The sequence below is a fragment of the Dyadobacter luteus genome (genome assembly GCF_003383615.1).
GTDB lineage: Bacteria > Bacteroidota > Bacteroidia > Cytophagales > Spirosomataceae > Dyadobacter > Dyadobacter luteus.
On the sequence record NZ_QNUL01000005.1, the window covers coordinates 177,507 to 202,227 of the forward strand.

At 42.5% G+C, this 24,721-nt stretch carries 15 protein-coding genes; 12 read left to right on the forward strand and 3 right to left on the reverse strand.

Annotation, left to right across the window (positions count from 1 at the left end; translation table 11 throughout):
- Nucleotides 1–7 precede the first annotated feature (7 nt).
- Both DSL64_RS09200 and DSL64_RS09205 read right to left on the reverse strand, forming a co-directional pair.
- Nucleotides 8–3,037 carry a SusC/RagA family TonB-linked outer membrane protein gene (locus DSL64_RS09200; protein ID WP_115830454.1) on the reverse strand — a complete coding sequence of 1,010 codons (3,030 nt, stop codon included), beginning with the start codon at nucleotides 3,035–3,037 and terminating at the stop codon, nucleotides 8–10.
- A 173-nt stretch (nucleotides 3,038–3,210) separates the two neighbouring features.
- Nucleotides 3,211–6,102 (reverse strand): triple tyrosine motif-containing protein, encoded by a 2,892-nt coding sequence (locus DSL64_RS09205; RefSeq protein WP_115830455.1) that lies wholly within the window; start codon nucleotides 6,100–6,102, stop codon nucleotides 3,211–3,213.
- A gap of 85 nt (nucleotides 6,103–6,187) precedes the next feature.
- On the opposite strand from DSL64_RS09205, the gene DSL64_RS09210 reads away from it, so the two are divergent.
- A complete protein-coding gene (locus DSL64_RS09210; protein ID WP_115830456.1) occupies nucleotides 6,188–7,564 on the forward strand; it encodes a hypothetical protein in 1,377 nt (458 codons plus the stop codon).
- Between the two features lie 52 nt (nucleotides 7,565–7,616).
- Here the strand turns inward: DSL64_RS09210 and mdh are convergent, their stop codons facing one another.
- The gene (mdh, locus tag DSL64_RS09215) at nucleotides 7,617–8,543 is read right to left on the reverse strand and encodes a malate dehydrogenase (RefSeq protein ID WP_115830457.1); all 927 of its coding nucleotides are present in this window, start codon (nucleotides 8,541–8,543) and stop codon (nucleotides 7,617–7,619) included.
- A 185-nt stretch (nucleotides 8,544–8,728) separates the two neighbouring features.
- Between mdh and DSL64_RS09220 the strand changes: the two genes are divergently transcribed.
- The 11 genes from DSL64_RS09220 to gldF all read left to right on the forward strand — a co-directional run bounded on the left by DSL64_RS09220 (nucleotide 8,729) and on the right by gldF (nucleotide 24,485).
- Nucleotides 8,729–9,160 carry a YkvA family protein gene (locus DSL64_RS09220; RefSeq protein WP_229217020.1) on the forward strand — a complete coding sequence of 144 codons (432 nt, stop codon included), beginning with the start codon at nucleotides 8,729–8,731 and terminating at the stop codon, nucleotides 9,158–9,160.
- Between the two features lie 69 nt (nucleotides 9,161–9,229).
- Complete coding sequence (locus DSL64_RS09225; RefSeq protein WP_115830458.1) at nucleotides 9,230–9,430, forward strand: Sec-independent protein translocase subunit TatA/TatB; 201 nt, start codon at nucleotides 9,230–9,232, stop codon at nucleotides 9,428–9,430.
- Between the two features lie 93 nt (nucleotides 9,431–9,523).
- A complete protein-coding gene (gene gatA / locus DSL64_RS09230) occupies nucleotides 9,524–10,972 on the forward strand; it encodes an Asp-tRNA(Asn)/Glu-tRNA(Gln) amidotransferase subunit GatA (protein ID WP_115830459.1) in 1,449 nt (482 codons plus the stop codon).
- A 229-nt stretch (nucleotides 10,973–11,201) separates the two neighbouring features.
- Nucleotides 11,202–12,764, forward strand: a complete 1,563-nt coding sequence (locus DSL64_RS09235) for a lytic transglycosylase domain-containing protein (protein ID WP_229217012.1) — start codon at nucleotides 11,202–11,204, stop codon at nucleotides 12,762–12,764.
- Between the two features lie 26 nt (nucleotides 12,765–12,790).
- Nucleotides 12,791–13,384, forward strand: coding sequence for a Holliday junction branch migration protein RuvA (ruvA, locus tag DSL64_RS09240; protein ID WP_115830460.1), 594 nt, complete (start codon nucleotides 12,791–12,793; stop codon nucleotides 13,382–13,384).
- Nucleotides 13,385–13,495: 111 nt separating this feature from the next.
- Nucleotides 13,496–20,722: a T9SS outer membrane translocon Sov/SprA gene (gene sov, locus DSL64_RS09245; protein WP_115830461.1), complete on the forward strand. Its 7,227-nt coding sequence runs from the start codon at nucleotides 13,496–13,498 to the stop codon at nucleotides 20,720–20,722.
- Nucleotides 20,723–20,800: 78 nt separating this feature from the next.
- Nucleotides 20,801–21,181, forward strand: a complete 381-nt coding sequence (gene gcvH, locus DSL64_RS09250) for a glycine cleavage system protein GcvH (RefSeq protein ID WP_115830462.1) — start codon at nucleotides 20,801–20,803, stop codon at nucleotides 21,179–21,181.
- An 87-nt stretch (nucleotides 21,182–21,268) separates the two neighbouring features.
- Nucleotides 21,269–22,552 carry a dihydroorotase gene (locus DSL64_RS09255; protein WP_115830463.1) on the forward strand — a complete coding sequence of 428 codons (1,284 nt, stop codon included), beginning with the start codon at nucleotides 21,269–21,271 and terminating at the stop codon, nucleotides 22,550–22,552.
- A gap of 41 nt (nucleotides 22,553–22,593) precedes the next feature.
- Nucleotides 22,594–23,148, forward strand: coding sequence for a DUF4199 domain-containing protein (locus tag DSL64_RS09260; RefSeq protein WP_115830464.1), 555 nt, complete (start codon nucleotides 22,594–22,596; stop codon nucleotides 23,146–23,148).
- 54 nt (nucleotides 23,149–23,202) lie between these two features.
- Complete coding sequence (locus DSL64_RS09265; RefSeq protein ID WP_115830465.1) at nucleotides 23,203–23,718, forward strand: DUF4199 domain-containing protein; 516 nt, start codon at nucleotides 23,203–23,205, stop codon at nucleotides 23,716–23,718.
- A gap of 38 nt (nucleotides 23,719–23,756) precedes the next feature.
- Entirely contained in the window at nucleotides 23,757–24,485 is a 729-nt protein-coding gene (gene gldF / locus DSL64_RS09270; protein WP_115830466.1) for a gliding motility-associated ABC transporter permease subunit GldF, read from the forward strand.
- Nucleotides 24,486–24,721 lie beyond the last annotated feature (236 nt).

The window sequence follows — 24,721 nt, forward strand, 5'->3', positions numbered from 1 at the left end:
TTTTGTCTTAGAAGGTAACATTGATACCGATATTGTAAGTAGCCGATAGTGGATAGACATTGGCGTCGATTCCAGCTTGTGTCGGCTTGTTCTCATTTGCAAGTACTTCCGGAGACAAACCTTTATACTTAAAGAAGTTCAATGCATTCTGAGCATTTGCGTATAGCCTCAACTTTCTGATTTTCAAACGCTCATTTACTGATGCCGGGAATGTATATCCGAGCTGTGCATTTCTAACTCTGAAATAGCTGCCACTTTGGACAAAGAAAGAGTTGGGCTGATAGTTTGTGCCTCCACCGATATTAGCTGACGGATACGTATTTGACGTTCCTTCGCCATGCCAGCGATTGTCAAAGTAATCTTTTGTGAAGTTTTCATTACCATATCTCCAACCCAGATTCGCATTGTAGATGTCAACTTTAGCTACACCCTGAAAGTCAAGCATTAAGTCAAACCACTTGTAGTTCCAGCTTGTGTTGATACCGTAAGTAAGTTTTGGATTCGGATTGCCAATAATTTGTCTGTCAAGACCTGTAATGTTTCCGTCAGGTGTTCCACTGCTACCGCTGATATCACGGTATCTGAAATCGCCAGGTTTAGCAGATTTTTGAGCAGATTCGTTGATCTCAGCCTGGTTTTGGAATATACCATCTACGATGTATCCGTAGAACGAACCAATAGGATCACCTACTCTGGTTCTTGTAGCCAGGGCTCCACCTGTAAGACCTACACCACCATCGTAGATAGGGTTAGCACCTGTAGATACAGCCAGAACTTTATTATTGTTTACAGCAGCATTCACACCAATACTGAAGCTAAGATCTTTGCCAATCTCATCTCGCCACGTCAAAGCTCCTTCAAAACCTCTGTTTTGGAAATCAGCCTGGTTACCAATAATTCTACCAGATGCTGTACCTATCGAGGCTAGTACAGGAAGGTCGAAAATAGCTCTCTCCGTTTTCTTGTTATAGTAATCCAGTTCTACGGTAAGTCTGTTTTTAAGTAATCCGGCCTCTAAACCAATATCAGTACCTACACCACGTTCCCAAACTGTTACCGGAGGAATGATAGAATTGATGCTGGCACCTGTGTTAACTTGTCCTCCGAAAATCGCTGCAAGTCCACCTCCTGAAGCTACAGTGAGTGTCGAAAGATTGGAAGGAACAGATGCATTACCAATTTTACCCCAACTTGCACGCACTTTAAGGTTGTCGAACACACGCTGATTGCTCATGAAAGCCTCGTTACTGATAACCCAGCCGGCACCAACAGAAGGAAAATATCCCCATGCATTACCACCTTCGTAAAATTTTGACGACCCGTCAGCTCTTAATGAAGCATTGAAAAGATACCTGTCAGAGAAAGAGTAATTTACACGACCGAAGTACGATGAGTAAGTTGCAAGATCGCCTTCATCTTTGATGCTTCTGCCCGTAGCATTTCCAAGATCAAGATACAAATCTCCTTCGCTTGTAAAAGGCACATCGCGGGCAGAGGCTGTCAGCTTATAAGACTGATCACGCTGCGCTGACTGCCCAAGAAGCGCGGTTACATTATGTTTGCCAAAACTCTTAGTGTAACTAACTGTATTTTCAAAGATCCAGTATCTGGCCTGAGGACGTGTAAAAGTTAGAAGGCTATTGGTATTACGCTGTGCCAAAGTTGCTTCATATACGGGAACATAAGCCCTTGTTTCATCTTGCCCGTAACGACCGCCAAGGCTGGATCTGAATGTGAAATCTTTCAGGAAGCTAAGTTCTGCGTATGCGTTTGCTGTAAGCAGGGTCTTTTTAGTATTTTGGTTGAAAACATCAACTGTAACTTGTGGATTAAAATTAGCTCCGTCTCCCAGGTTAAGCTTTGCAGGATCGCCATAAGTTCCATCAGCATTGTACACCGAAAGTGCAGGAGAAGCAGCGTACAGTTGTCTGAAAATACCTCCTGCTTCGTCAGCGGATTTGCTAAACGCACCAGTTGCTGTATAACCAACTTTTAAGTTTTTATTTACCTGAAAGTCGTTCTGGAATCTTGCAGTGTAACGTTTAAAACCGTTTCTGTCAACAATACCATCTTGTTTCAAATATCCAAGCGATAGGTTGTATGTCGATTTTTCTCCTCCACCACTAACAGATATCTGATGGTTGGTAATAAAGGCATCTCTTAGAATCTGATTGTACCAGTCGGTTCCCTCACCAAGCCCGGCAGGATTAAGTACCTGACCTTTTCCATTGATGGCGCTTAACTCGTTTACCATCGTAGCATATTCTTCAGCATTTGCCATCTTTAGTTTGTTGGTCACTTTTTGCACGCCCACAAACCCATTGTAGTCAACCACAGCTTTACCAGACTTCCCTTTTTTGGTGGTAATTAAAACTACACCATTTGCTGCTCTCACACCATAAATTGACTGACTCGATGCATCTTTGAGGATGTTCATGTTTTCAATATCCGATGAATTCAGAAAGCTGATATCGTCAAACCAAACACCATCTACAACATACAGCGGATTCCTGCTTCCGTAGGCTGTACCTACACCACGAATCCTAATTTGAGGCGCATCGCCAGGCTTTCCTGAGTTGTTGATTTGCACACCGGCAACTTTACCTTGCAAACCACTGACAGCATTCATTGAAGGCTGTTTCGATATTTCTTCGCCCTTAATCTGAACCACAGAGCCAGTTACATCCAATTTACGCTGTGTGCCATATCCTACAACAACCACCTCATTCAACGCCCGTGCGTCCTCTTGAAGGATCACATCAATATTAGTTCGCGTGCCTACTGTTATTTCCTGCGCAGTCATCCCAATCATTGAAAACACAAGAATGGTTGATTGGGAAGGTACGTTAATTCTAAATCCTCCGTCTGCATCAGTAGGAACACCGTTTGTTGTGCCTTTTATTAATACGCTTGCTCCGGGTAGTGCGGAACCGTCCGCAGCCGTCACTTTACCCGTGATGCCAATTTCCTGCGCATAGGTTGGAACTCCTAAGGACAAGAAAACAAGCACGCATAGTAGTTGTACAATAGTTCTCATTGTTGATAATTCTGGTGATATAATTATTAAAAGAATTAATTGAATTGCCTCCAAATGTAGTTCACCTGAGATCAGACGGTCAAAAAAAACACTACATCATCACTACATCAATAAGAATAATGCAAGGATAAGTTGTATTATAGGTGTTTTTTAATAAGAAAAGTGCAATAGGATCAAATATCCATCATGTATTGAGAAAGGTTGGAATCAAGGTCCAATCCAAGCTTTTTACGTAACCTGTAGCGCTTTATTTCAACTCCGCGAATCGAAATCCCAAGTGCAGGAGCCATTTCTTTGGTAGATAAATTCATGCGCAGACAAGCCGCAAGCCGGAGCTCCGACGGTGATATAGCCGGGCAAATAGTACGTAGTCTTTTGAAAAACTGTTCGTGTATTTCTTCAAAATTGTCTTCAAATAGTTGCCAGTCTTCCTTGCCGGCAACATTTCTTTCAATACTATTGAGTAGTTTCTGATAGTGAATGTTCGGGAATTGCACGCCCATATCCAGTTTAACCTGCTTCAGTTCATCGCGTATTTCTTCCAGTATCTCATTTTTACGAACCACGTTTATAGCCACGTTACTGATTTGCTGACTTTTGTTTTTTATCTCACTCTGCAAATTTTCATTCTGGATTTCCATGATTTTCCGTTCGCTGCTCAATCTTTGCTGACGTAATTTCTCTTCCTGTTCAAGTAATAGTTTCTGGCGGTGCTTTTCCAACCTGCGCTCCTGATAGAGTAGTAGTGCAATCAGAATAATTACCAGGGTAGTCCAGAAGAGTATTTTGGCAAATAGTGTTTCTCTCCAGTAGGGAGCGACGGTAAACTCATACTGACCGATTGTGTCGTTGAGATTGCTGCGGACTTCAAAAACATAGCTGCCGGATTCCAGGTTGGTGAAATCCACGCTGGTCAGGTCGGTCCATTCTGACCATTGCTCCGACAACCCTTTCAAGCGGTACTTGAATTGAAGATTCTGACCAAACACGGGTAACGCATAGGCAATTCTGATAGACCGGACTTCTGATGGAAGAATAATGTTGTTATTGATACCGAATACCTCTTCCGGATTTCGAAGATTAGAGACTCTTCTTACCGCCGGGATGGATGTTTCGGTAGTCTGGCTGGTAGGAATTAGTCGGTCGAGTATGGCGTAACCATTTTCAAGACAGAAAAAATAAGTGGAATAGGAGAGAGGAATAATGGTCTCACTGTTTCTAACCAATGTCAATTCAAGGTCTTGCTTACCTCCGCTTTTAGTATAATACTCGACCCGATTCGGAAAAACTTTAAACCATTCCCCGTCTATCCCTTCCCGGACTTTGAAGGGTTCATCCGGATTACTTTCATGGGTTTTTAGTGGCAACAATTTCGCATTTCTGTCAGGTTGAAAATATTTACCTCCGGATCTTATCTGTACAAGTCCATCCTTTTTGTGAAGTTCAACTGAAAATTCACTGGGTATTTCTGACGGAGACTGAAATTCTTTCCAGCTGATCGCTGAGTCAAGTGTATTATTGAGCTTTGCATGATACAGTCCCTTGTAAGCATTAGCGAGCCAAAAGGAACCGTCTCGATCCTGAACAATATGGCGGATTGGCAATGGAGGTATGCCTTTTACCTGATGTGCATAGGTCCAGATTCTCTTTTTATCTTTTTTATAGACATAAAGACCAGCGTAAGAACCTTGAAGTAGCAGGGTATCCTGACCGGATTTTACGGGTATAAGGGTCCAGCCACCAGTCACATTTGAAATTTTATGTATTCCGTTTGTTTCTATGCGGTAGGTAGCGTCGTTGTGTCCGCATATCAACTGATTGTCTATGACCCGCAGGAACCATGTCTGTCCGCCCAGCCCGGGGATGGAATGGAAAGGTTCGGCAGACCGCCATTTCTTTACAAACACACCATTATTCGATCCAACATAAAGATTTCCATTCCAAATTGCTGCCGCATAGGTTGAACCCAGGGGGTTATCGTTGGTTTGAAAGGAAATCACAGGAGACGATATGCTGATGAGGTCAATACCCTGATCCATAGCCGCCCAGAGATGATTTCTGTTGTCGGTTGTGAGCGCAAGAATCGTATTATTTTGAAGCCCGTTTTCTTTGCTGAAATGGTATTTCAACTCACCGGTTTTGGAGATGATATAAATTCCCTTTTGGATTGTACCCAGTGCATAGCTGCTGTCCTGACCTATAAGAATGGCTTTGTTGACAATGTTTTTTTTCAGGTCAGCAGAAAGAGGAATAGTCCATGGTTGCATAACCTGATTTTCGTATGTATAGAGGCCATGCTTGGTTGTAGTGATTAATATCTTGTTGCCACTAAATGGCAGAATGGATGATACTACTGCTCCTGCCAGCGATTCGGTGCCAGGTACCGGTGCCCACCGGTTTTCTTTCAATTCATATAAACCCTTTCCGATAACCTGTACCAGCAGTCTTTGATTTACGTATCGCATGAACATAAAATTGCCCGGAGACTTAATTTCGTTCAGCGCTTTGCCATCGTAACGGTAGATTTTGGAAAAGGATTGGAAGTAGATATATTTTGGTGTTTTCAGAATATGCCAGATCTCTTCGGTTTTCAGGCTGGCAAATTTTGCAGCCTTACTCAGGGAATGGTAAATAAGTGAACCGGTATGATCCTCTTGCCAATACCCAAATTCAGAATAACCACCTACGTAAATTCGCGTCTTTTTTTGGGTAGAAGCTAATCCTGTTTTGCCTGTAGCAATGTGTTCTTCCACTTCGTCGCAAAGTGTGGTACGTACAATCTGTCGGTCGGGGAGAGGAAACAATTTCCACGAAGCTCCATCGTATTGTAAGAGACCGTCTGAATTTGCCACATACATGATATTATTTTTACCCTGATCAATATCCCAGTTTTGCTGATGTGCTTTGTAGGCAGATGGAAGGAAATTTACCAACGGTGGTGTTTCCTGGGCGCGTACAATTGAAAAAAATGTGAATAAAAGCAGTAAGGTCAGCCCATATCCGGGCTTCGTTTGGAAGTGACAGGTATGTTGTGATTTTTGATAGCCGCAATCCAAGGAGTTCATCTTACCGATATTTAATTTTGTTTCATTGGTTATCAAAGCAACAATTTGCTCTCCATCCGTTTGAATTTTTTAATTTAGTTAGATTATGCTTAAAGTAATTGCATTACTGGTACTTACCTCTTCCACAGTTTTGGCGCAGACCAGAGCGTCCGATGACAACACAAAAAACGATATCCGTTACAATCTTAATAATTCCGGTTCACATTATGTGAAGGTCACTTTCACAAATCAAACCTGGCTAAGACTGAATGACAACAACCCCGGAACTACTGTACTCAGTAATCCTGAGAATCAGACTTTTGATATAGGGCTCAGAAGAACACGCATGCAGTTGTTCGGACAAATTACCGACAGGATCTTTTTCTACACCCAGTTTGGGATGAACAACTTTAATAAAATCAGTGCATTTCCTGCTTATAACAAAGCCGGAAACGCCAGTAACAGGAAAGTCGCAGCATTTTTTCACGATGCTTTGGGTGAATATGAGGTATACCGAAAAGGAACTTCTTTTGTCCGCTTTGGTGGTGGGTTGACTATTGTAAATGGTCTTTCCCGTTTTTCTCAACCCAGTATAGGGACGATCATGACCATGGATGTCCCTGTATTTGCGCAGGCTACTGTAGATCAGACTGACATATTTTCCAGAAAACTCGCTGTTTACAGCCGTGGTCAGATCGGTAAATTTAATTATAGATTGGGTCTTGCAGATCCTTTCCCTGTCGAAACCAGTGGCGGTGTGCCTGCTGCTTTGGGTGTAAATTCTGTTTTCGCCCAAAAGAAGCATAAAAAGCAAATAGACGGACTTTTGATATACAACTTCTTTGATACAGAAGATAACACCACTCCCGGATACATGACAGGTACTTACCTTGGGAAACGGAAAGTACTTAATCTGGAAGCCGGATTTATTACCCAGAAAAACGCTACATGGAGAAGAGAAGGAGCAGATACATTGTATTCCAGTATGAATCTCTGGTCGGTTGCAGCTTATGCGGATATGCCTTTGAATAAAGCCAAGGGAACTGCTGTTTCGGGTTATCTGGGTTACTTTTCAACCGATTATGGAAAAGGTTATTTACGTTACAATAACAGTATGAATCCCGCTACGGGAACAACTCAACCTATTGCAGGAGTGAGCGGTACGCATGGAAATGCCTATCCTATGTTTGGTACAGGAAGTGTAATCTATGCACAGGCCGGGTATAAATTTAAGGATGGCTTATTGGGAAGCCAGGGGACGCTGATGCCGTTTGCATCTCTGCAAAGTGCGGATTACGACAGATTAACAGATGTGATGAACCTGTACAATGTAGGAGTAAACTGGCTCATTAAAGGTCAGAATGGCAAGTTGACACTCAATTACGAAAACAGACCCATTTATAAAGCAAGCACTGTTCCCAATGAACTTGCGAAGGATGGAAGAAAAGGTGCCTGGATACTGCAGTATCAGATTTCGATTTAAAAATGAAACCCCCGGCAACACTATAATATATTGCCGGGGGTATTTCTCTCTTTTACAAATTCAAAGCAGCATTCATTGATCTTACCGCTTCTGCTGATTTTTCAAAGGCGGCTTTTTCCTGATCACTTAGTCTGAGATTGATAATTTTTTCCCAACCGTTGCTTCCCAGTACGACAGGCACACCCATACAAATATCTTTCTGGCCATATTCCCCATTGAGATATACACTGCACGGAACGATCCTTTTTTGGTTACGCACAATGCTCTCAACCAGTAATAATGTAGCTGCTCCCGGTGCATACCAGGCAGAAGTTCCGATTAGTTTTGTGAGCGTTGCTCCACCTACCATCGTGTCGGCAGCCACCTTTTCAAGTTTTTCTGTTGAAAGGAAACGACTTACCGGGATACCATTGTACGTCGCCAGGCGAGTCAGAGGTATCATCGTTGTATCGCCATGACCGCCAATTACCATTCCGTGAATATCCAGTGGAGACACATCCATGGCCATAGCCAGATAGGTTTTGAAACGGGCACTATCCAGAGCACCTCCCATTCCTATAAGGCGTTTTTTAGGTATTCCCGATTCTTTCAGTGCCAGGTAGGTCATGGTATCCATTGGATTGGATACTACAATAATGATTGCTTTTGGAGAGTACTTTAATATATTTTCCGTTACACCTTTCACTATACCGGCATTGATTCCGATAAGTTCCTCGCGGGTCATGCCAGGCTTACGGGGAAGTCCTGATGTAATTACAACTACATCAGAGCCTTTTGTTTTTTCATAATCATTGGTAGAACCAATTGGTTTTGTATTGAAACCCAGCAGAGCGGCAGTCTGGTACATGTCCAGAGATTTGCCTTCACTCACACCTTCCTTGATATCAAGTAGTACAACTTCTTCCGCCAATTCGCGACGAATGATATTATCAGCAGTTGTGGCACCTACGGCTCCGGCTCCTACGACGGTAATCTTCATAAATAATCTGTTTATGGTTAAGAAGTCAATGGTTGTAACAATCTCCTAAAAATAGGATACATTTCTGTTATACCCCAAAGAATTTTATTTTTCATCGGAAAAGTAATAGGGGATAATCCAACATGCAATTTTTTCCGTATTTAGATAGTTATATTGCCGAAACTAACCACTTTTTCTTCTTGAAAATGAATAATGAGTCATTGTTAACAAAAATTCTGAAGTCGGTATTCTTTAAAAATGCGCAGGGTAAAGCTGGAAAATACGCAAGGAACTCATCGAGAATGATGGGTTTGGCAACGGATGTGGTGCAGAAACTGCAGGTTGTGGGTTTTAAAGATGGTATGGCTGAATTTAGTAAAAATGTTCAGCTCTTGATACGTATGATCAGAGCCACAGCTAACGGCAGCTACAAAGGATTGCCATGGAAAAGTCTTGTATCTGTGATAGCAGTGTTGATTTACTTCGTATCACCTATAGATATTATCCCAGATTTTTTACCGGTAGTGGGTATTGCCGACGACGTGGCTTTGGTATTCTGGTTGTTCAGAACCATTGCATCGGACATCAGTAAATTCAGTGAATGGGAGAAACATGAAAAAATAATTAAAATAGGATAATCTCCCCTTAAGATTTAGGTCTTAAAAAAAGAATAAGTATTTTTGTAATCATATAAATAGAAAATAGATATGGAATCATTAACTGTGTTGACTATGCTGGGATTGGGTGGACAGGAAATATTTTTAGTTGCGTTGTTCGTATTATTATTCTTTGGCGCTAAGAAGATTCCTGAGCTTATGCGTGGATTGGGCCAGGGCATCAACGAGTTCAAGAACGCTACGAAAGACGTTAAAGAGAACATTGAAAAAAGCATGGAAGATCCTAAGTAATCTTCTGTTTTATTCTTATAGTACTGGCAGAGCCGCTAAGTGTAAACTTATTGGCTCTGATTCTTTATTGATAACCCCACAAAAATAAATACATTGAAAGAGTATCAGACGCTGGCGGAAATTCAGGGTGATCTGCGTGAAGGAGTTGTGACTTGCTTGCAATTGGTGGATCATTATTTGGAGAGGATTTCGTCTCAGTCTCATCTGAATGCGTTTGTCGATGTATATTCAGAAGAAGCAAGAGAGTCGGCCAAACTTATTGATCAGAAATTGTCAACCGGCAATGCTGGTCGTCTTGCAGGGCTGGTTGTTGGTATCAAAGATGTTTTGTCCCACAAAGGCCACGAACTTCAGTCTGCGAGTCAGATCCTGAAATCTTATAAAGCTCCTTACACAGCTACTGCAGTACAACGTTTGCTGGATGAAGATGCTATCATCATTGGGCGCCAGAATTGTGATGAGTTTGCAATGGGTTCATCCAATGAAAATTCATCATTAGGTCCTGTGTTAAATGCTGCAGATAATAGCCGCGTGCCGGGTGGATCTTCCGGAGGCTCTGCGGTTGCAGTGCAGGCGGGTTTATGTCATGCATCTTTGGGCAGTGATACTGGTGGTTCTGTTCGTCAGCCTGCGGCCTTTTGCGGCGTGGTAGGGCTTAAACCTTCTTATGGTCGTGTTTCACGCTGGGGCTTGGTTGCCTATGCATCCTCTTTTGACTGCGTGGGGCCCATCACGAAGAGTGTCGAGGATGCAGCACTTTTGCTGGAAGTTATAGCAGGTGCTGATCAGTTCGATAGTACAGTTTCGCAGAAATCTGTTCCATCCTACAGCAGTGCACTTTCCTGGAATGGGAAGGCACGAATCGGTTACATTAAAGAGTCACTCGAAAGTGAATCCATAGCTCCTTCAATTCGCAGAAATACACAGGAGTTACTGGATAAATTGAAGAGAGAGGGACACGATGTGCAACCGGTAGAAATGTCTCTGCTTCAATATTTGCTTCCTACTTACTATATTCTGACTACAGCTGAGGCCAGTTCTAATCTTTCCAGATTTGATGGTGTGAGGTATGGTCACCGCTCAGAAGATTCACGTGATCTGGAATCTATGTATAAGCTTTCCAGAACGGAAGGTTTCGGAGATGAAGTGAGAAAAAGGATTTTGCTCGGAACTTTTGTTTTGAGTGCAAATTACTATGACGCATACTATACCAAGGCACAACGCGTTAGAAGATTGGTACAGGAAGAAACACAACGTTTTTTTGAGCAGTTTGACTTCTTTATTTCTCCCGTAACGCCGACAACGGCTTTCAAAATCGGTGAGAAATCTGAAGATCCGATACAGGTGTATCTGGCGGATATTTTCACTGTTCATGCCAACGTAATCGGATATCCCGCTATTTCTATTCCAAACGGAAGTGATGAAAGTGGGTTGCCAGTTGGAATTCAGGTAATGGCCAGACCATTTGAAGAAGAAAAAATGCTGGCTTTCACGAGCTATCTGTCTGGTGTGACAAAGGAAAGTTATTCAGCTGTGAGCTAATTTTTTTTATTCGCAATTAGTCAAACGCGGTCGTAGTTCCTCACAGGTAATAGTAAAAAACTGTGCCACATGAGTTTCTAAGAATTAAGAGTAAAAAAGTTATAATAGATAAAGGTGCCGATTAATCGGAGAAGTATCCCGATTGGCATAATGAAAAGGGTTTAGATTGTACATTAACAGACAAAGCCATTGAAAACCGGAAATTGATTAACCTTCAAAAGATTTATTGATGAAGATTTGGAAGAAAGTTTTATGGCTGGGAGCCATGTGTACAGGATTGTGTAATGTATCTGATCGTGCTTTTGCGGTACAAATTCCTCAACAAAAGGGGATGCAGTCAGATACTTTGATAGGTGGCGAACAGAATGAGGCTTTGTTCTCAGAATTACCGGAACTTGAAGAAATTGGTGTGAACCCTGCTGTACCTGAAAAATTACTCAGGGAAAGGTTTGCAAAACTGGAAAGATCTATTCCTCTGACCTACCATAAGGCTTCTCATGAATTTGTAGAATATTTTATCTACAAAAAGGCAAGTTTCACCCGCTCCATGATGGAAAAAATGCCTTTGTATTTCCCGCTTTTTGAAAAGACACTTCAGAAACATGGTCTGCCAGCTGAACTGAAGTACCTTTCAATGATTGAATCGGGATTGAATCCCAAAGTTATTTCACATGCACGGGCTGGGGGATTGTGGCAGTTTATGCCGGCAACCGGTCGTGAATTTGGTCTTTATCAGGATGCTTATATTGATGAGCGCTTTGAACCAGTAAAGGCTACAGAGGCGGCATGTCGGTACCTGAAACAGCTACATAATATTTTCGGAGATTGGGAACTGGCGTTAGCTTCTTATAACACAGGTCCGGGAAACATTAAACGTGCTATGCGCAGATCGCGCGGTACTACTTTCTGGACAATATACGGAGCGTTGCCAAGAGAAACCAGATCATATGTTCCGCAATACGTGGCGATGAACTACATGATGAATTACGGTAATGATCACGGAATCTTTGCAGAAAATCCTGAATATCAGATCCCGAATGATACAATTCATATCAATGGATATATAGATCTGGTAGCATTCTGTAACAATAGCGGAATTGAATTTGACGAGTTGTCGAAACTGAATCCATCTATTACAAAAAAAATATTACCGGACAGAACACGTGATTTTGTAATGCGTGTGCCAAGTGTGAAGTATACGTATCTGGTCAGTAACCGGTCTGTAATTATGGACTCTTGTACCAGAAAACTTTTGCCTGCCGGAACGATGCTGGCAGTGGGGGATAGTACCAGAACCGATTCGCTTGGTCGTAACAGAACATTCCCTTATACACTGGCTGCAAATACAACAGATGGCGAGTACGCGGATGACGAAGAAGAAGCTGAGGTCACAACGGTTCGCAGAACTAAAAAACTTTCTCATACCGTAAGACGCGGAGAGACGTTACTGTCGATTTCCAAAAAACACAGAGTTACTGTTGCGGAACTGAAAAAATGGAACCGCCTCAGGAGAAGCAACATCATGAAAGGCCAGCGTTTGGTTATCATGAAGCAAGTAAAAGAAGTAGTGCCATCTGCTGCTGCTGTACAAGTAGCTGTCGCACCTGCTGTGGAAAAAGAGTATGTAAAAAGTGCGAAAAAACTCAAAATGAAATACCATACTGTTCAGCAGGGAGATACGTTATGGACTATTTCTCAGCGATACGGTTTACCGCTTGACCATCTTAAAAAAGCAAATAAGATCAGAGGAAACGATATCAAGCCTGGACAAAAACTTATCATCTCAAGCTAGCAGTTTAGGTTTTACACACATACTTTATGATTGCCTACGTTAACGGAAAAGTTAGTTACAAGGACCCGGCCCATACTATTATAGACGTAAACGGAATCGGATATGAAGTCCGTATTTCGCTACAAACTTACACATCAATGCCTGACCAGGGTGAACAGAGCAAACTGTTCACCTATCTCAGTATAAGAGAAGATGCACATGTACTCTACGGCTTCTGGACCGCAGACGAAAAGAAACTGTTCCTTGATCTGGTAGGTATTTCGGGTATCGGACCTTCGACAGCTCTTGTGATGTTGTCTTCGCTGTCTTCCAACGAAATCAGACAGGGGATTGTGGATGAAGATTTACGATTGATCCAATCTATTAAGGGTATCGGATCAAAAACGGCCCAGCGCGTCATTCTGGAATTGAAAGATAAAATCAGGAAGGAAGAGTGGGGTGGGACTGCAGAGCAGCGACCTGTCGCCAGTCGTTCCAATACTGTGAAAGATGAGGCATTGGCTGCATTGATTACCCTTGGTATCCCAAAAGCAACTGCAGAAAAAAGCCTTGATACAATTCTGAAACGTGAAGGTGAAGGATTGTCTGTAGAACAGTTGATAAAACTTGCCTTACGCTAATGCCGAATGAGAAAATTGGATACCAAACGAAAGTGAGAAAACGCAATACTACTCAACGGAAATGATGAAACGGAGCTCAGCAATAACCTTCTCTAAATTTAGATACTAGCCTTGTCATCAACAGTTTACTCTCTACTTTTTAAGACATTAACTATTTCTACCTGCGCTGCAATTCTTGCATCCGTTTCGGTAGATAAGGATGTTTATACCACACTACAACCTGAAATTATTGCCGTTGCCGATACTTTACCTGAGGATACCTCAAAGAATAGTTTAGGCAAATCGGGAAATCAGTTTGTGCTGCGTTGGAAAGATTATTATTCCAACCGTCTTGTTCAACCCCGTCCGCGCTCTCCTTTTTACCTCAAAGATCCTGCCAATATCAAGACAGATATATTGCTGGATAGCACCGGTAAAATTGCAGTCACCGAACAGATTCATACAACCGGAGGAACACTTGATTACCGTGCTCCCGAAGGAATGGATTTGGAGCAGTATGATAAGGTGCAGGAAGGAAGAGCTTTCAAAAGTTTGCTGAAAGAGTATTCAAGCAGGCAGGACGGACAGGGAGCTATGGGCACAAGAGGCTTACTTCCTAAGCTGGATGTGCCACCCGCATTGTCCAAATTGTTAGGTGATGACTTTCTAAACTTCAAACCAACCGGTTTTGTCTCTTTGGATCTGGGGCTGATGCATCAGTTTTTGGATAACCCTACGATTCCCATCCGCCAGAGAAGGAATACCCAGTTTATTTTCAACGAACAAATCAATATCAATTTTGATGCAAGGCTGGGAGATATGCTCGGTTTTCAGACCAACTTTGATACCAAGGCAAACTTCAATTTTGAGAATGCGATTAAACTGAATTATAAAAATCCGGAAGAGAGCTTTATCCGTAAAATTGAGGCGGGTAATATCAACTGGGCCATTAATAGCCAGTTAATTCCTGGTGTACAAAATCTTTTTGGTTTAAAGACAGACTTTCAGTTCGGCCGTTTAAAGGCAACATTTGTGGCTTCTCAACAGAAGTCCAGTAAAGAGCGGGTTGTATTGAGAGGAGGGGCGCAGGGGCGTGAGTTCGAGATCAGAGCGGATACGTATGATGAGAACAGAAACTTCTTTCTTTCTCAGTATTTCAGAAATATTTATGAGAATTCGTTGCGGACAACTCCAACCATTACTTCTGGTGTGACCGTAACAAGAATGGAAGTGTACGTCACCAACCGTACTACTACCACTGAGTCACTACGTAATGTGGTCGGTTTTGCTGATCTTGGAGAGCCTGCTCCTTATAAGAGTGCAAATGCGAGCCTTCAGCCAATAGTGAGTTCATCACCAGCTGCGAACGGAGCGAATGGCCTTTTTAGTAGTCTTCAGAATAATCCGGCTTTCCGTCAGGTTGATAATACCAACACATCTCTTACTACCAGCTTCGGACTTGAAAAAGCGAATGATTATGAGTTGCTCAGGGGTGCCAAAAAACTGGTTGCAGAACGTGATTATACATTCCATCCACAATTGGGTTATGTATCGCTGACGACGGCACTCCGCAATGACGAGGTGCTGGCAGTGGCATATGAATATACGGTAAATGGTCGCTCATTTAAAGTAGGGGAACTTACAGAAGATTACCAGGCTACTCAGGATAATGAAGTAATTGTTTTGAAGCTTTTGAAATCATCCACAATCAGGAATAATACAAAACTTCCTATGTGGAACCTGATGATGAAGAACGTCTATGCGTTGGGAACAAGCCAGATTGATCGTCAGGGTTTCCAGCTGCGTGTAATATACAAGGATGACCTTACGGGGATGGATAATCCACAGCTGCAGGATAGCGATATCGCCAACATTCCTCTCATTCGCTTAATGGGGCTCGACAGGCTCAACCCCGTGAACGATTTGCAGTCGGATGGAAACTTCGATTACGTTGAAGGTATTACGATTGACAGTAAAACCGGACGGATCATATTCCCGGTACTAGAACCTTTCGGATCAAACCTTTCGGCAAAGTTTGGTGCCGGCAATGAGCAGATAGCTAGCAAATATGTTTTTGATGAGCTCTACAGGACTACCATGATAGATGCTCAACAGGTAACTGAGCGGAATAAATTCTTCCTGAAAGGTTCTTATCAGTCGAGCCAGGGAGCGGAGGTGACGCTGCCATTCGGTGTGGTTGAAACATCCGTAACAGTGACCTCAGGAGGCGTACCTTTGTCACCGGGCTCTGATTATATCGTAGAATCGCAGTTGGGCCGAGTACGTATTCTGAACCAGAGTGTGATGAACTCTGGACGTGAGATTGTGATAGAATACGAAAGACCCGACATGTTCCAGAATCAAATCAGATCTCTGATAGGAACGCGTTTGGATTATGCTGTGAACCGGGATATGAGTATCGGTTTAACGGCGATGAAATACCGTGAAAGACCTGCCGGCTTCCTTACAAGGGTTGCTATTGGTAATGAGCCTGTGAATAATACCATGCTCGGCTTCGATATAAATATCCGTAAAGATGTTCCCTTCCTGACTAAAATGCTTGACAAACTTCCTTTCCTTCAAACCAAGGAAATGTCGAGCATTCAGTTCAAGGCCGAATTCGCTAAATTATTCCCGGGCGTTTCGAAAGATGTTAATAACCGCTCTTTGGTGGATGACTTTGAAGCAGCAAGAACTGTATATGACCTGGCGCGTCAACCACAAAAATGGCGCCTGGCGGCGGTGCCTCCGAAGTTTACAGACGGGAAGGCAGGAAATGATCGCTCGTACGGTTATAAACGTGCCAAGATATCGGCCTATACTGTAGACAATATATTTGGAGGACAGGGCGGCCTTGGTGGAGGTTATCAAATCCCAAGCAATATTACCGTTTCAGATAGTAATTATTACGAAAAACTATATCTGCCCAATCAGATATTCCCGAACAGAGCCATCGCTGGACTTGTAACTTATCCACAGAATATTCTTGATATCTCCTATTTTCCGTCAGAGCGGGGAATGTATAATTACAACACGGACCTGACCAATGAAGGTCGTTTGAGAATGCCGAGACAAAACTTCGGTGGTATAAGCAGGGCGATTACATCTGATAACGATTTTGATAATGCCAATATCGAAAGTATCGAATTCTGGATACTGGACCCGTTTATTAATGATGGTACGGAAAATTCGAAAGTAAGAGACGGATTCGAAAATCAGCCTAATACCACGGGCGGTAAGCTGGTGTTTAACCTGGGAGATATATCAGAAGATGTAATTCCTGATGAACGTTACAACTTTGAAAACGGTCTTCCTGTTGGGCCCAAAATCGTTGGAGATAATGTTGACTCCACAGCATGGGGATATGTGACGAGATCGCAGTATCTGATAAACGCATTCAGTAATGAGCCTGGAGCACGCCAGCGTCAGGATGTCGGATTGGACGGTATGAGTAATGAAGAGGAACGTATCTTCTTCAAAAGTTATCTGGATGCGCTTCCGCAAGGTGTGCGGGAACGTTTCGCCCAGGATCCTTCAGGTGACGACTTTTCTTTTTTCCTCGGACAAGAACTGGATGATAACAACGCCAAGGTTGTAGAGCGCTATAAGAACTACATGGGTATGGAAAATAACTCTCCCGAAAGTCAGGGACGAGCTACAACTGTAACTCCTGCTTCTACCAACGTGCCGGATGGTGAGGATATGAACGTAGATAATACGATCAATGACAATGAGTCCTACTATGAATATGAGATTGACCTGAAACCAGGACAACTGGAAGTTGGAAAAGGTTTTATTGTGGATAAATCAGTGAATACAAAAGATGGTAAGAATTGGTATCTCTTCCGTGTTCCGATCAAAGAATTTTCCGGACAGGTAGGTGGGATGAATGGTTTTAAATCCATTCGTTTCATGCGTATGTATTTGACCGATTTTCAACAACCTGTGGTTTTGCGTTTTGCTCAGCTTCAGATGGTGGGTCAGCAGTACAGGAAGTACACAAGCAATCTTGCTGAAGGAGGTGTGCTGCCCAAGCCCGAGCCTTATGATGCCAAGTTTACGGTAGGAACTGTGAGTATTGAAGAAAACGGTTTGAGTGCTAATGCCAACAACAAATATGTGTATGACATTCCTCCGGGCTGGATCCGTGATCAGGATGCTACACAACGCCCTCCTTTGTTGTTGAACGAGCAGTCTATGAGTCTTTGTGTGACAGACCTTCGAGATGGCGATTCACGCGGAGTTTTCAAAAACGTAAACCTGGATCTTCAATTCAGAAAACGCCTGCGCATGTACGTACACATGCACAACGAACAAAATGAAGATAAAAAGGTTGGTGCATTTATGCGTATCGGAACTGACCTTACCCAGAATTATTATGAGATTGATATTTCGGAATTGAACTCAACCAGAGCAGGGCAGAGTGCCCGTGGTGAAATTTGGCCGGAAGAAAACGAGCTGAATATAGCCATTGCTGATTTGATCAATGCAAAAGCTGCGCGAAACCGTGATTTCGGCAGAACATCGGGAAATGCATACCCGACACAATCATCGGATGGAAGATATACAATTACTGTTGTTGGTAATCCTGACCTTAGCTCGGTAAGGGTTATGATGATTGGTATGAGAAACCCCAAATCAGATGATGAGCGTTCGAAGTCTTTCTGTATCTGGGTAGATGAAATGCACGTAGAAGGGTTTGATGAAACCGGAGGTATGGCGGCAATAGCTCAGCTTAATGCCAAACTTGCAGACTTTGCCACAGTTACTGCTTCGGGGAGAATAGAAACGTTTGGATTCGGAAGTGTACAACAAAGAATCGGAGAGCGTTCACGAAACCTGACGACCGAATATGGTTTCTCTTCCAATGTTGCGTTGGATAAATTGTTACCTCAGAAATGGGGATTTGTAATACCTGTATTCCTGAGTTATGATCGCCGCAATGTGAAGCCGCATTTTGATCCGTTAGATCCCGATACTGAGCTTACGACTTCATTATCCAATTTGCGGAGTGACGAGGAGCGGGATGGCTACCGGCGAATGGTGGAAGAAAATGCCGTGAAGAGAGGTATCAACTTCTCCAATGTAAGAAAGGTAAAAACCAGACCGGGAGCGAAAAACCACTTCTATGACTTTGAAAACTTTGCATTTACCTATGCCTACAGTGATGATAACCGTCGGAATATCCTGACACAGGAGTATGCGCAACGTATGTATAAAGGTGGAATCGCCTACGTGTATAGCAGTCAGCCGAAGGCGTTTGAACCTTTCAAGAATTATGAAGTAAAAAACCGCTGGGGAGAATTGTTAAAAGATTTCAATCTGACATTACTTCCGAATATGGTTTCGGTACGGGCAGATGTTGACAGAAGGTTCCTGAAAACACAACTCAGGAATGCCGATCTGACCACTGACGGTGTACAACCACTTTATGAGAAGTATTTCTGGTTTAACCGTTACTACGATTTCAACTGGAACCTGACCAGAAATATGACATTGGCATATAACTCATCTGCTAATTCAGTGATTGATGAGCCGATGGGTGATATTAATACGGCTGAGAAAAAGGACTCTTTATGGGCCAATTTTAGAAAGCTTGGACGTATCAAAAATTTCGATCAGCGTATCAGTCTGACCTACCGTTTGCCGCTGAATAAAATACCACTTACAGATTGGATGAGTGCTGACTATAAACATTCTGTTGGGTATCAGTATCAGGCAAACGCTTATGGGTTGGTAGATTCCACGGGTAATCTTTTCGGAGATATTATCAGAAACAGTCGTGAGCGCGGAGTGAGTGGTAAGGTGGACTTTGTAATGCTTTATAACAAGCTGAGATACCTCAAATTCGCTAACACGCCTTCTGTAGCGCGTAAGAACTTTGCAAGAAGCCCGGGGGATGTTGAAGATATTAATCTGAATAGTACTGACTTTTTGAAAAGTGTCACAAGGATGCTGATGACAGTTCGGGGTATTAATTTCAATTACTCATTGCTGGAAACGACTTCGTTACCAGGCTATTTACGGGCTCCGGAATACTTTGGGTTAGACAATACTTTTGCCCCCGGGATGCGCTTTGTGATGGGTGAACAAGATCGTGATTTTCATAAGATGGCTGCCTCCAAAGGGTGGATTACCAGAAGTAAGGAACAGAATCAGCCTTTCCAGATGACTGTTGCCAAAAATTTCACGGCTAACACGACGCTGGAACCAACAAAGGATTTCAGGATGATCATTGATGTTCGTCTTACCCGGCAGGATGCTTATCAGGAGTTTTATCGCCCGACAGGTATCGCCGAGTTCGAAACACAGAATCCATTAAGAAACGGACAATTCAGCATGTCTTTCTGGTCGTTCAGAACTGCATTTGCGAAAATGCCACGCGATAATTCTTCAGAAGTATTTGATAAATTCAATAACTACCGGCACGAGATTATCAAGATTTTGAATGATAAGAATCCGGAAGTAAAAGGAGACGAAAGTTTATATAACAGCACATCACAGGATGTATTGATGGCCTCCTTCTTCTCTGCTTATTCGGGCAAGGGAATAGCGGATCCAAGCAAAGTACGGGTGAATCCGTTTCTGAAGTTTCCAATGCCAAACTGGGAGGTAACTTATAGTGGTTTGTCGAACCTGGCAGGATTCAAAAAACTGTTCAGCTCGTTTACACTTCGCCATAAATACTATTCCAATTACAGCGTTGGTAATTTTACATCTAACCAGGGCTTTGATGAGACTTATGTCAATCTTGCTGTGAATGGTTATCCGCTTTCAGCAAGGCAGAACGTAGGGGTAGAGGCGCTGTTAGGTCAGTTTACACCTGTGTTTTCGATGAGCACTATTACCATGGCTGAGAGGTTTCAACCTTTACTGGGTGTAGAGTTCAGAACAATCGGAAAAATAACTGCCCGTTTTGAATACAACCGCGATAGGAGTGTGGCGTTAAATCTTTCCAACTCACAGGTGGCCGAATTGTTCAATCAGGATTTGACGGTGAACATCGGTCTGACAAAAAATAACGTTCCATTGCCGTTTAAGATCAACGGAGTTAAGAAGAAGCTGAAGAATGATCTTACCATGCAGCTGGGGATGACGTTCAGAGACACAAGATCTATCCAAAGAAAGTTTGGCAAGGAAGTTGTTGTGAATGGAGTTACAACCAATGTTAGTGAAAATACACCAATTGCGGGTAATATCAATTTCCAGCTAAGGCCTACAGTTAACTATATGGTTAACAATAGGTTGAGTCTGATGTTCTATTTTGATCGCACATTTAATGATCCGCTTGTTTCTAATTCGTTCTATCGGGCAAGTACGTCGGGCGGAATTCAGGTTAGATTCAATTTGGCAGAATAAAATTTCCATTTGGAAAATACAGTCTACATCCTGTAATTTGTGGGTATAAAGACGTTCCAAAACTTATACAAATACATTATGAATTTCCCATCAGAACTGAAATACACTGAAGATCACGAATGGATCCGCATTGAGGGTGATACAGCTTTTATCGGTATTACCGAGCATGCTCAACAGGAATTAGGTGATATCGTTTATGTTGATATCAACACCGTTGGAGATGCGCTTGGAAAAGGTGAGGTTTTTGGTTCGGTGGAAGCGGTTAAAACTGTTTCAGATCTGTTTCTTCCTGTAGCGGGTACCGTGTTGGAGGTAAATGATGCACTGGATGGTGAGCCTGAACTTGTAAATTCGGATCCTTATGGAAAAGGTTGGATGGTGAAAGTAAGCCTGTCGAATCCTGATGATACAGATGGCCTCCTTTCTGCTGAAGAATACAAGCAGTTTATAGGTGCCTGATAAAAAGCATAAAGCTCCTGAGGGAGCTTTTTTTATACATACCGATTATTGCCCCGTTACGAACTGACGGGAATTTGAAAAACATTTATGAAAGTACTAATTCGTTCCATCCGGATCATTGACAAAAGCGCTTCACTCAACGGCCAGTCTGCAGATATCCTCATCGAAGACGGAATTATCAGACAAGTTGGGAGTGCTATTGAAGCTACGGGAGCAGAGGTAATAAATGGTGAAGGACTTAGCGTTTCTGCCGGCTGGGTGGATATGCGTGTGGCTTCCCGCGATCCGGGATTTGAACATAAAGAAGATCTTACTTCGGTAAGAGTTGCAGCAGCAAGAGGCGGATTTACTGAGATTGTGCTCATGCCCAATTCGGAGCCGGTAGTGCATAGCAAAGATACGCTTAACTATATCAGGAACTCGGGACAGGGCGGACTTGTCAAGCTTCATGTTGCAGGTTCGGTTACCCGCAAAGCGCAAGGAGTAGACTTTACGGAAATGATTGATCTGCATACAGCAGGTGCCATTGCTTTTACTGACGGCGAGCACCCTGTTCAGAATGCAGACTTGCTGCTTAAAACGATACAGTATCTGAGACCTCTGGACGCTTTGCTGATGAACCGTCCGGAAGACAGACAGCTTACATTGTATGGGCAGATGCACGAAGGTGTAACAAGTACGCTGATCGGTATGAAAGGTATGCCGGCACTGGCAGAGGAAATGATGCTGATCAGAGACTTGAAATTGCTTGAATATGCCCTGGAAAAGAACGAACATACTTCGGAGAATCCGGCTTTACATATATCATTGATCTCTACGAGGCGTGCAGTTGAACTGATCAGGGATGCAAAAGCAAAGGGACTCCCTGTGTCATGTGATGTCGCTGCGCACCAGCTCGCGTTTTCGGATGAAGATCTGATCGGTTTTGATACAAACCTGAAAATAAATCCTCCGTTCCGTCCCGCCGATGATTCTGCTGCGATCAGAGAAGGACTGGCAGATGGCACGATTGACGCGATCGTTTCTGACCACTGTCCGCATGATGAGGAAAGTAAAAACCTGGAATTCGACCATGCTGATTTCGGTATCACAGGTTTAGAAACTGCCTTCTCTCTGGCTGTGATGCATAGTGGTTTGCCGGTAGAAGATGTGGTGGATAAATTGACAACGCAGGCAAGAAAGATTCTGAGACTTCCTGTAACGGGAATTGCCGAAGGGAATCCGGCGAATCTTACTTTATTTGAAACCGATAAAGACTGGACTTTCGAGAGAAGTTACTCCAAGTCGAAAAACACCCCTTTCCTTGGAAAAACGCTTCGCGGGAAAGTTCGTGGTGTAGCTAATAATGGCAAATTTGAATGGTTTGAATAGTCTCAGCGAGAGTACTATTTGCAATGCTTTAATACATAATAATGCAATCAATAATTAATTACTTTAATAAACCGATCTTAAAACTTCCGCTGTTATTCGGTCTTGCTACCGGAGTGCTTGCTTTTTTGTTTTTTTTAGGATTATATGCCCTCGACATTATGCCATTGGGTAAAATACTTGATTTCGGTATTTATCTGATCATGATCGCAGGAGCATGCTGGTATTATCGGAAAACTGTAGGAAAAGGCATGTTGCACTTATGGGAAGCGCTGACAATCGGGTACGTAGTCAATTGCGTGGCAGCTCTTGTAAACGGTTGGCTGATTTATGCTTTCATCACATTTGTAGATCCTGAACTTTTTATCAGGTATACTTCTGAAATGCTTCATTTACTGGATCAGGGGAAAGTAGAACTCATTAAAAACATCAAGGAGCCTGAGTACCTGAAAATGTATAATGAGATCAAATCCATGCAGCCATCAGTTGTAATTAAAGATGAGATCAGCAAAAAAATGGTGATGGGTATTATTCCTATTCTAATTATATCACTGATCCTTAGAAAGCAGAATTACGGGATTTATCACAATAAATCTTAAATTTACTACCCCGCATAATCTGAATTTTATCGCCAAATTCTAACAAATATAAATATGGAAGAAACAGTGTCTACTGCCAGAGTTGCTCTTAAATACGGAGCTTTAGTATCAGTTGTTATTATGGTTTATACAACAATCATTAACGTCGCTGGTCTATCTCAGAATAAGATCCTTTCTTCCCTGCAATTTATATTTATGATCGTGGCATTGGTTGTTGCCATGAAAGAATTCAAGGAAAAAAACAAAGGATTCATGTCTTATGGAGAGGGACTGGGACTTGGTACTTTGCTCTCTGCCGTGATGGGATTTTTGGTATCCATGTTTAATACCTTCTATAATAAGTTTATCGACAGTACCATCATGACGCAGGCACTCGATAAGGTTAGGATGGATATGGAACAACGCGGAATGGACGATGCACAGATAGACCAGAGCCTTGAATATGCTCAGAAATTTATGTCTCCGGGTATTATGTTTATTATGGGAGTATTAATGTCAATTTTGACAGGCTTTATAGTTTCATTGGTAGTATCCGCTGTGATTCGTCGCGAAAAGCCGGTATTCGAGTAAACCGGTTTAAGCTTTTTACGTTTTAAACTCATTTTGTTGTGTTAGCAATTTTTCAAAAAGAAATTGGTAGTTTTTTCAATTCCCTGATCGCCTATATTGTAATGGCAGTTTTTCTGACTGCCATCGGGTTGATTGTCTGGGTGTTTCCTGACTCCAATATTCTTGATTACGGATTTGCCGACATGCAGTCTTTTTTTAGTCTGACTCCCTATGTGCTTATTTTTCTTATACCGGCCATTACCATGCGTTCGCTGGCGGAAGAAAGTAAAAACGGGACGCTCGAACTATTGCTTACAAAACCGATCCGTAACCGTGATCTGATCTTAGGTAAGTTCTTTGCCAATTGGGTACTGGTGGTCATCACAATTTTACCCACACTTCTTTATTACTTCAGCGTTTACAAATTGGGTAACCCCGAAGGGAACATTGATTCTGCAGCTGTATTTGGCTCTTATATGGGTCTTCTTCTCTTCTGCGGTGTTCTGGTTTCCATGGGACTTTGGTGCTCCTCTCTGAATGAAAATCAGATTGTAGCATTTGTACTTGCAGTATTCCTTGGGTTTTTCTGGTATATAGGTTTCAGTTCGCTTTCGCAATTACTTGGAAGTGGAGCCATTGCAGATGTCTTCTCCTGGATATCCCTGGATACACAATACAGCGCTTTAGGTAAAGGGCTCATTGATTCTCGCAATGTTGTTTTTATGGTGAGTCTGCTCTCATTTTTTCTTTATCTGATTTATTGGCGTGTTGAAACGTTGAGAAAATAATATTCAGGTATTTCTTATTTGTTATCCCGTGTTTACTCTTTAAGGCTATAAAGTTTACCTCGCAGTAAAAAATCTATTCGTGCGTTATCATCGTATATGACTTAAAGCGCACTAACATGGGGAGGTTTACTGGTAATGCGGGCGTGAAGTTATCAAAACAGTTTCTGGTCGCATTTCCGGATCAGAGTGGTAGCAACCTAATATTTTGTATAACAGATCAAATGATCTTGCAAAAT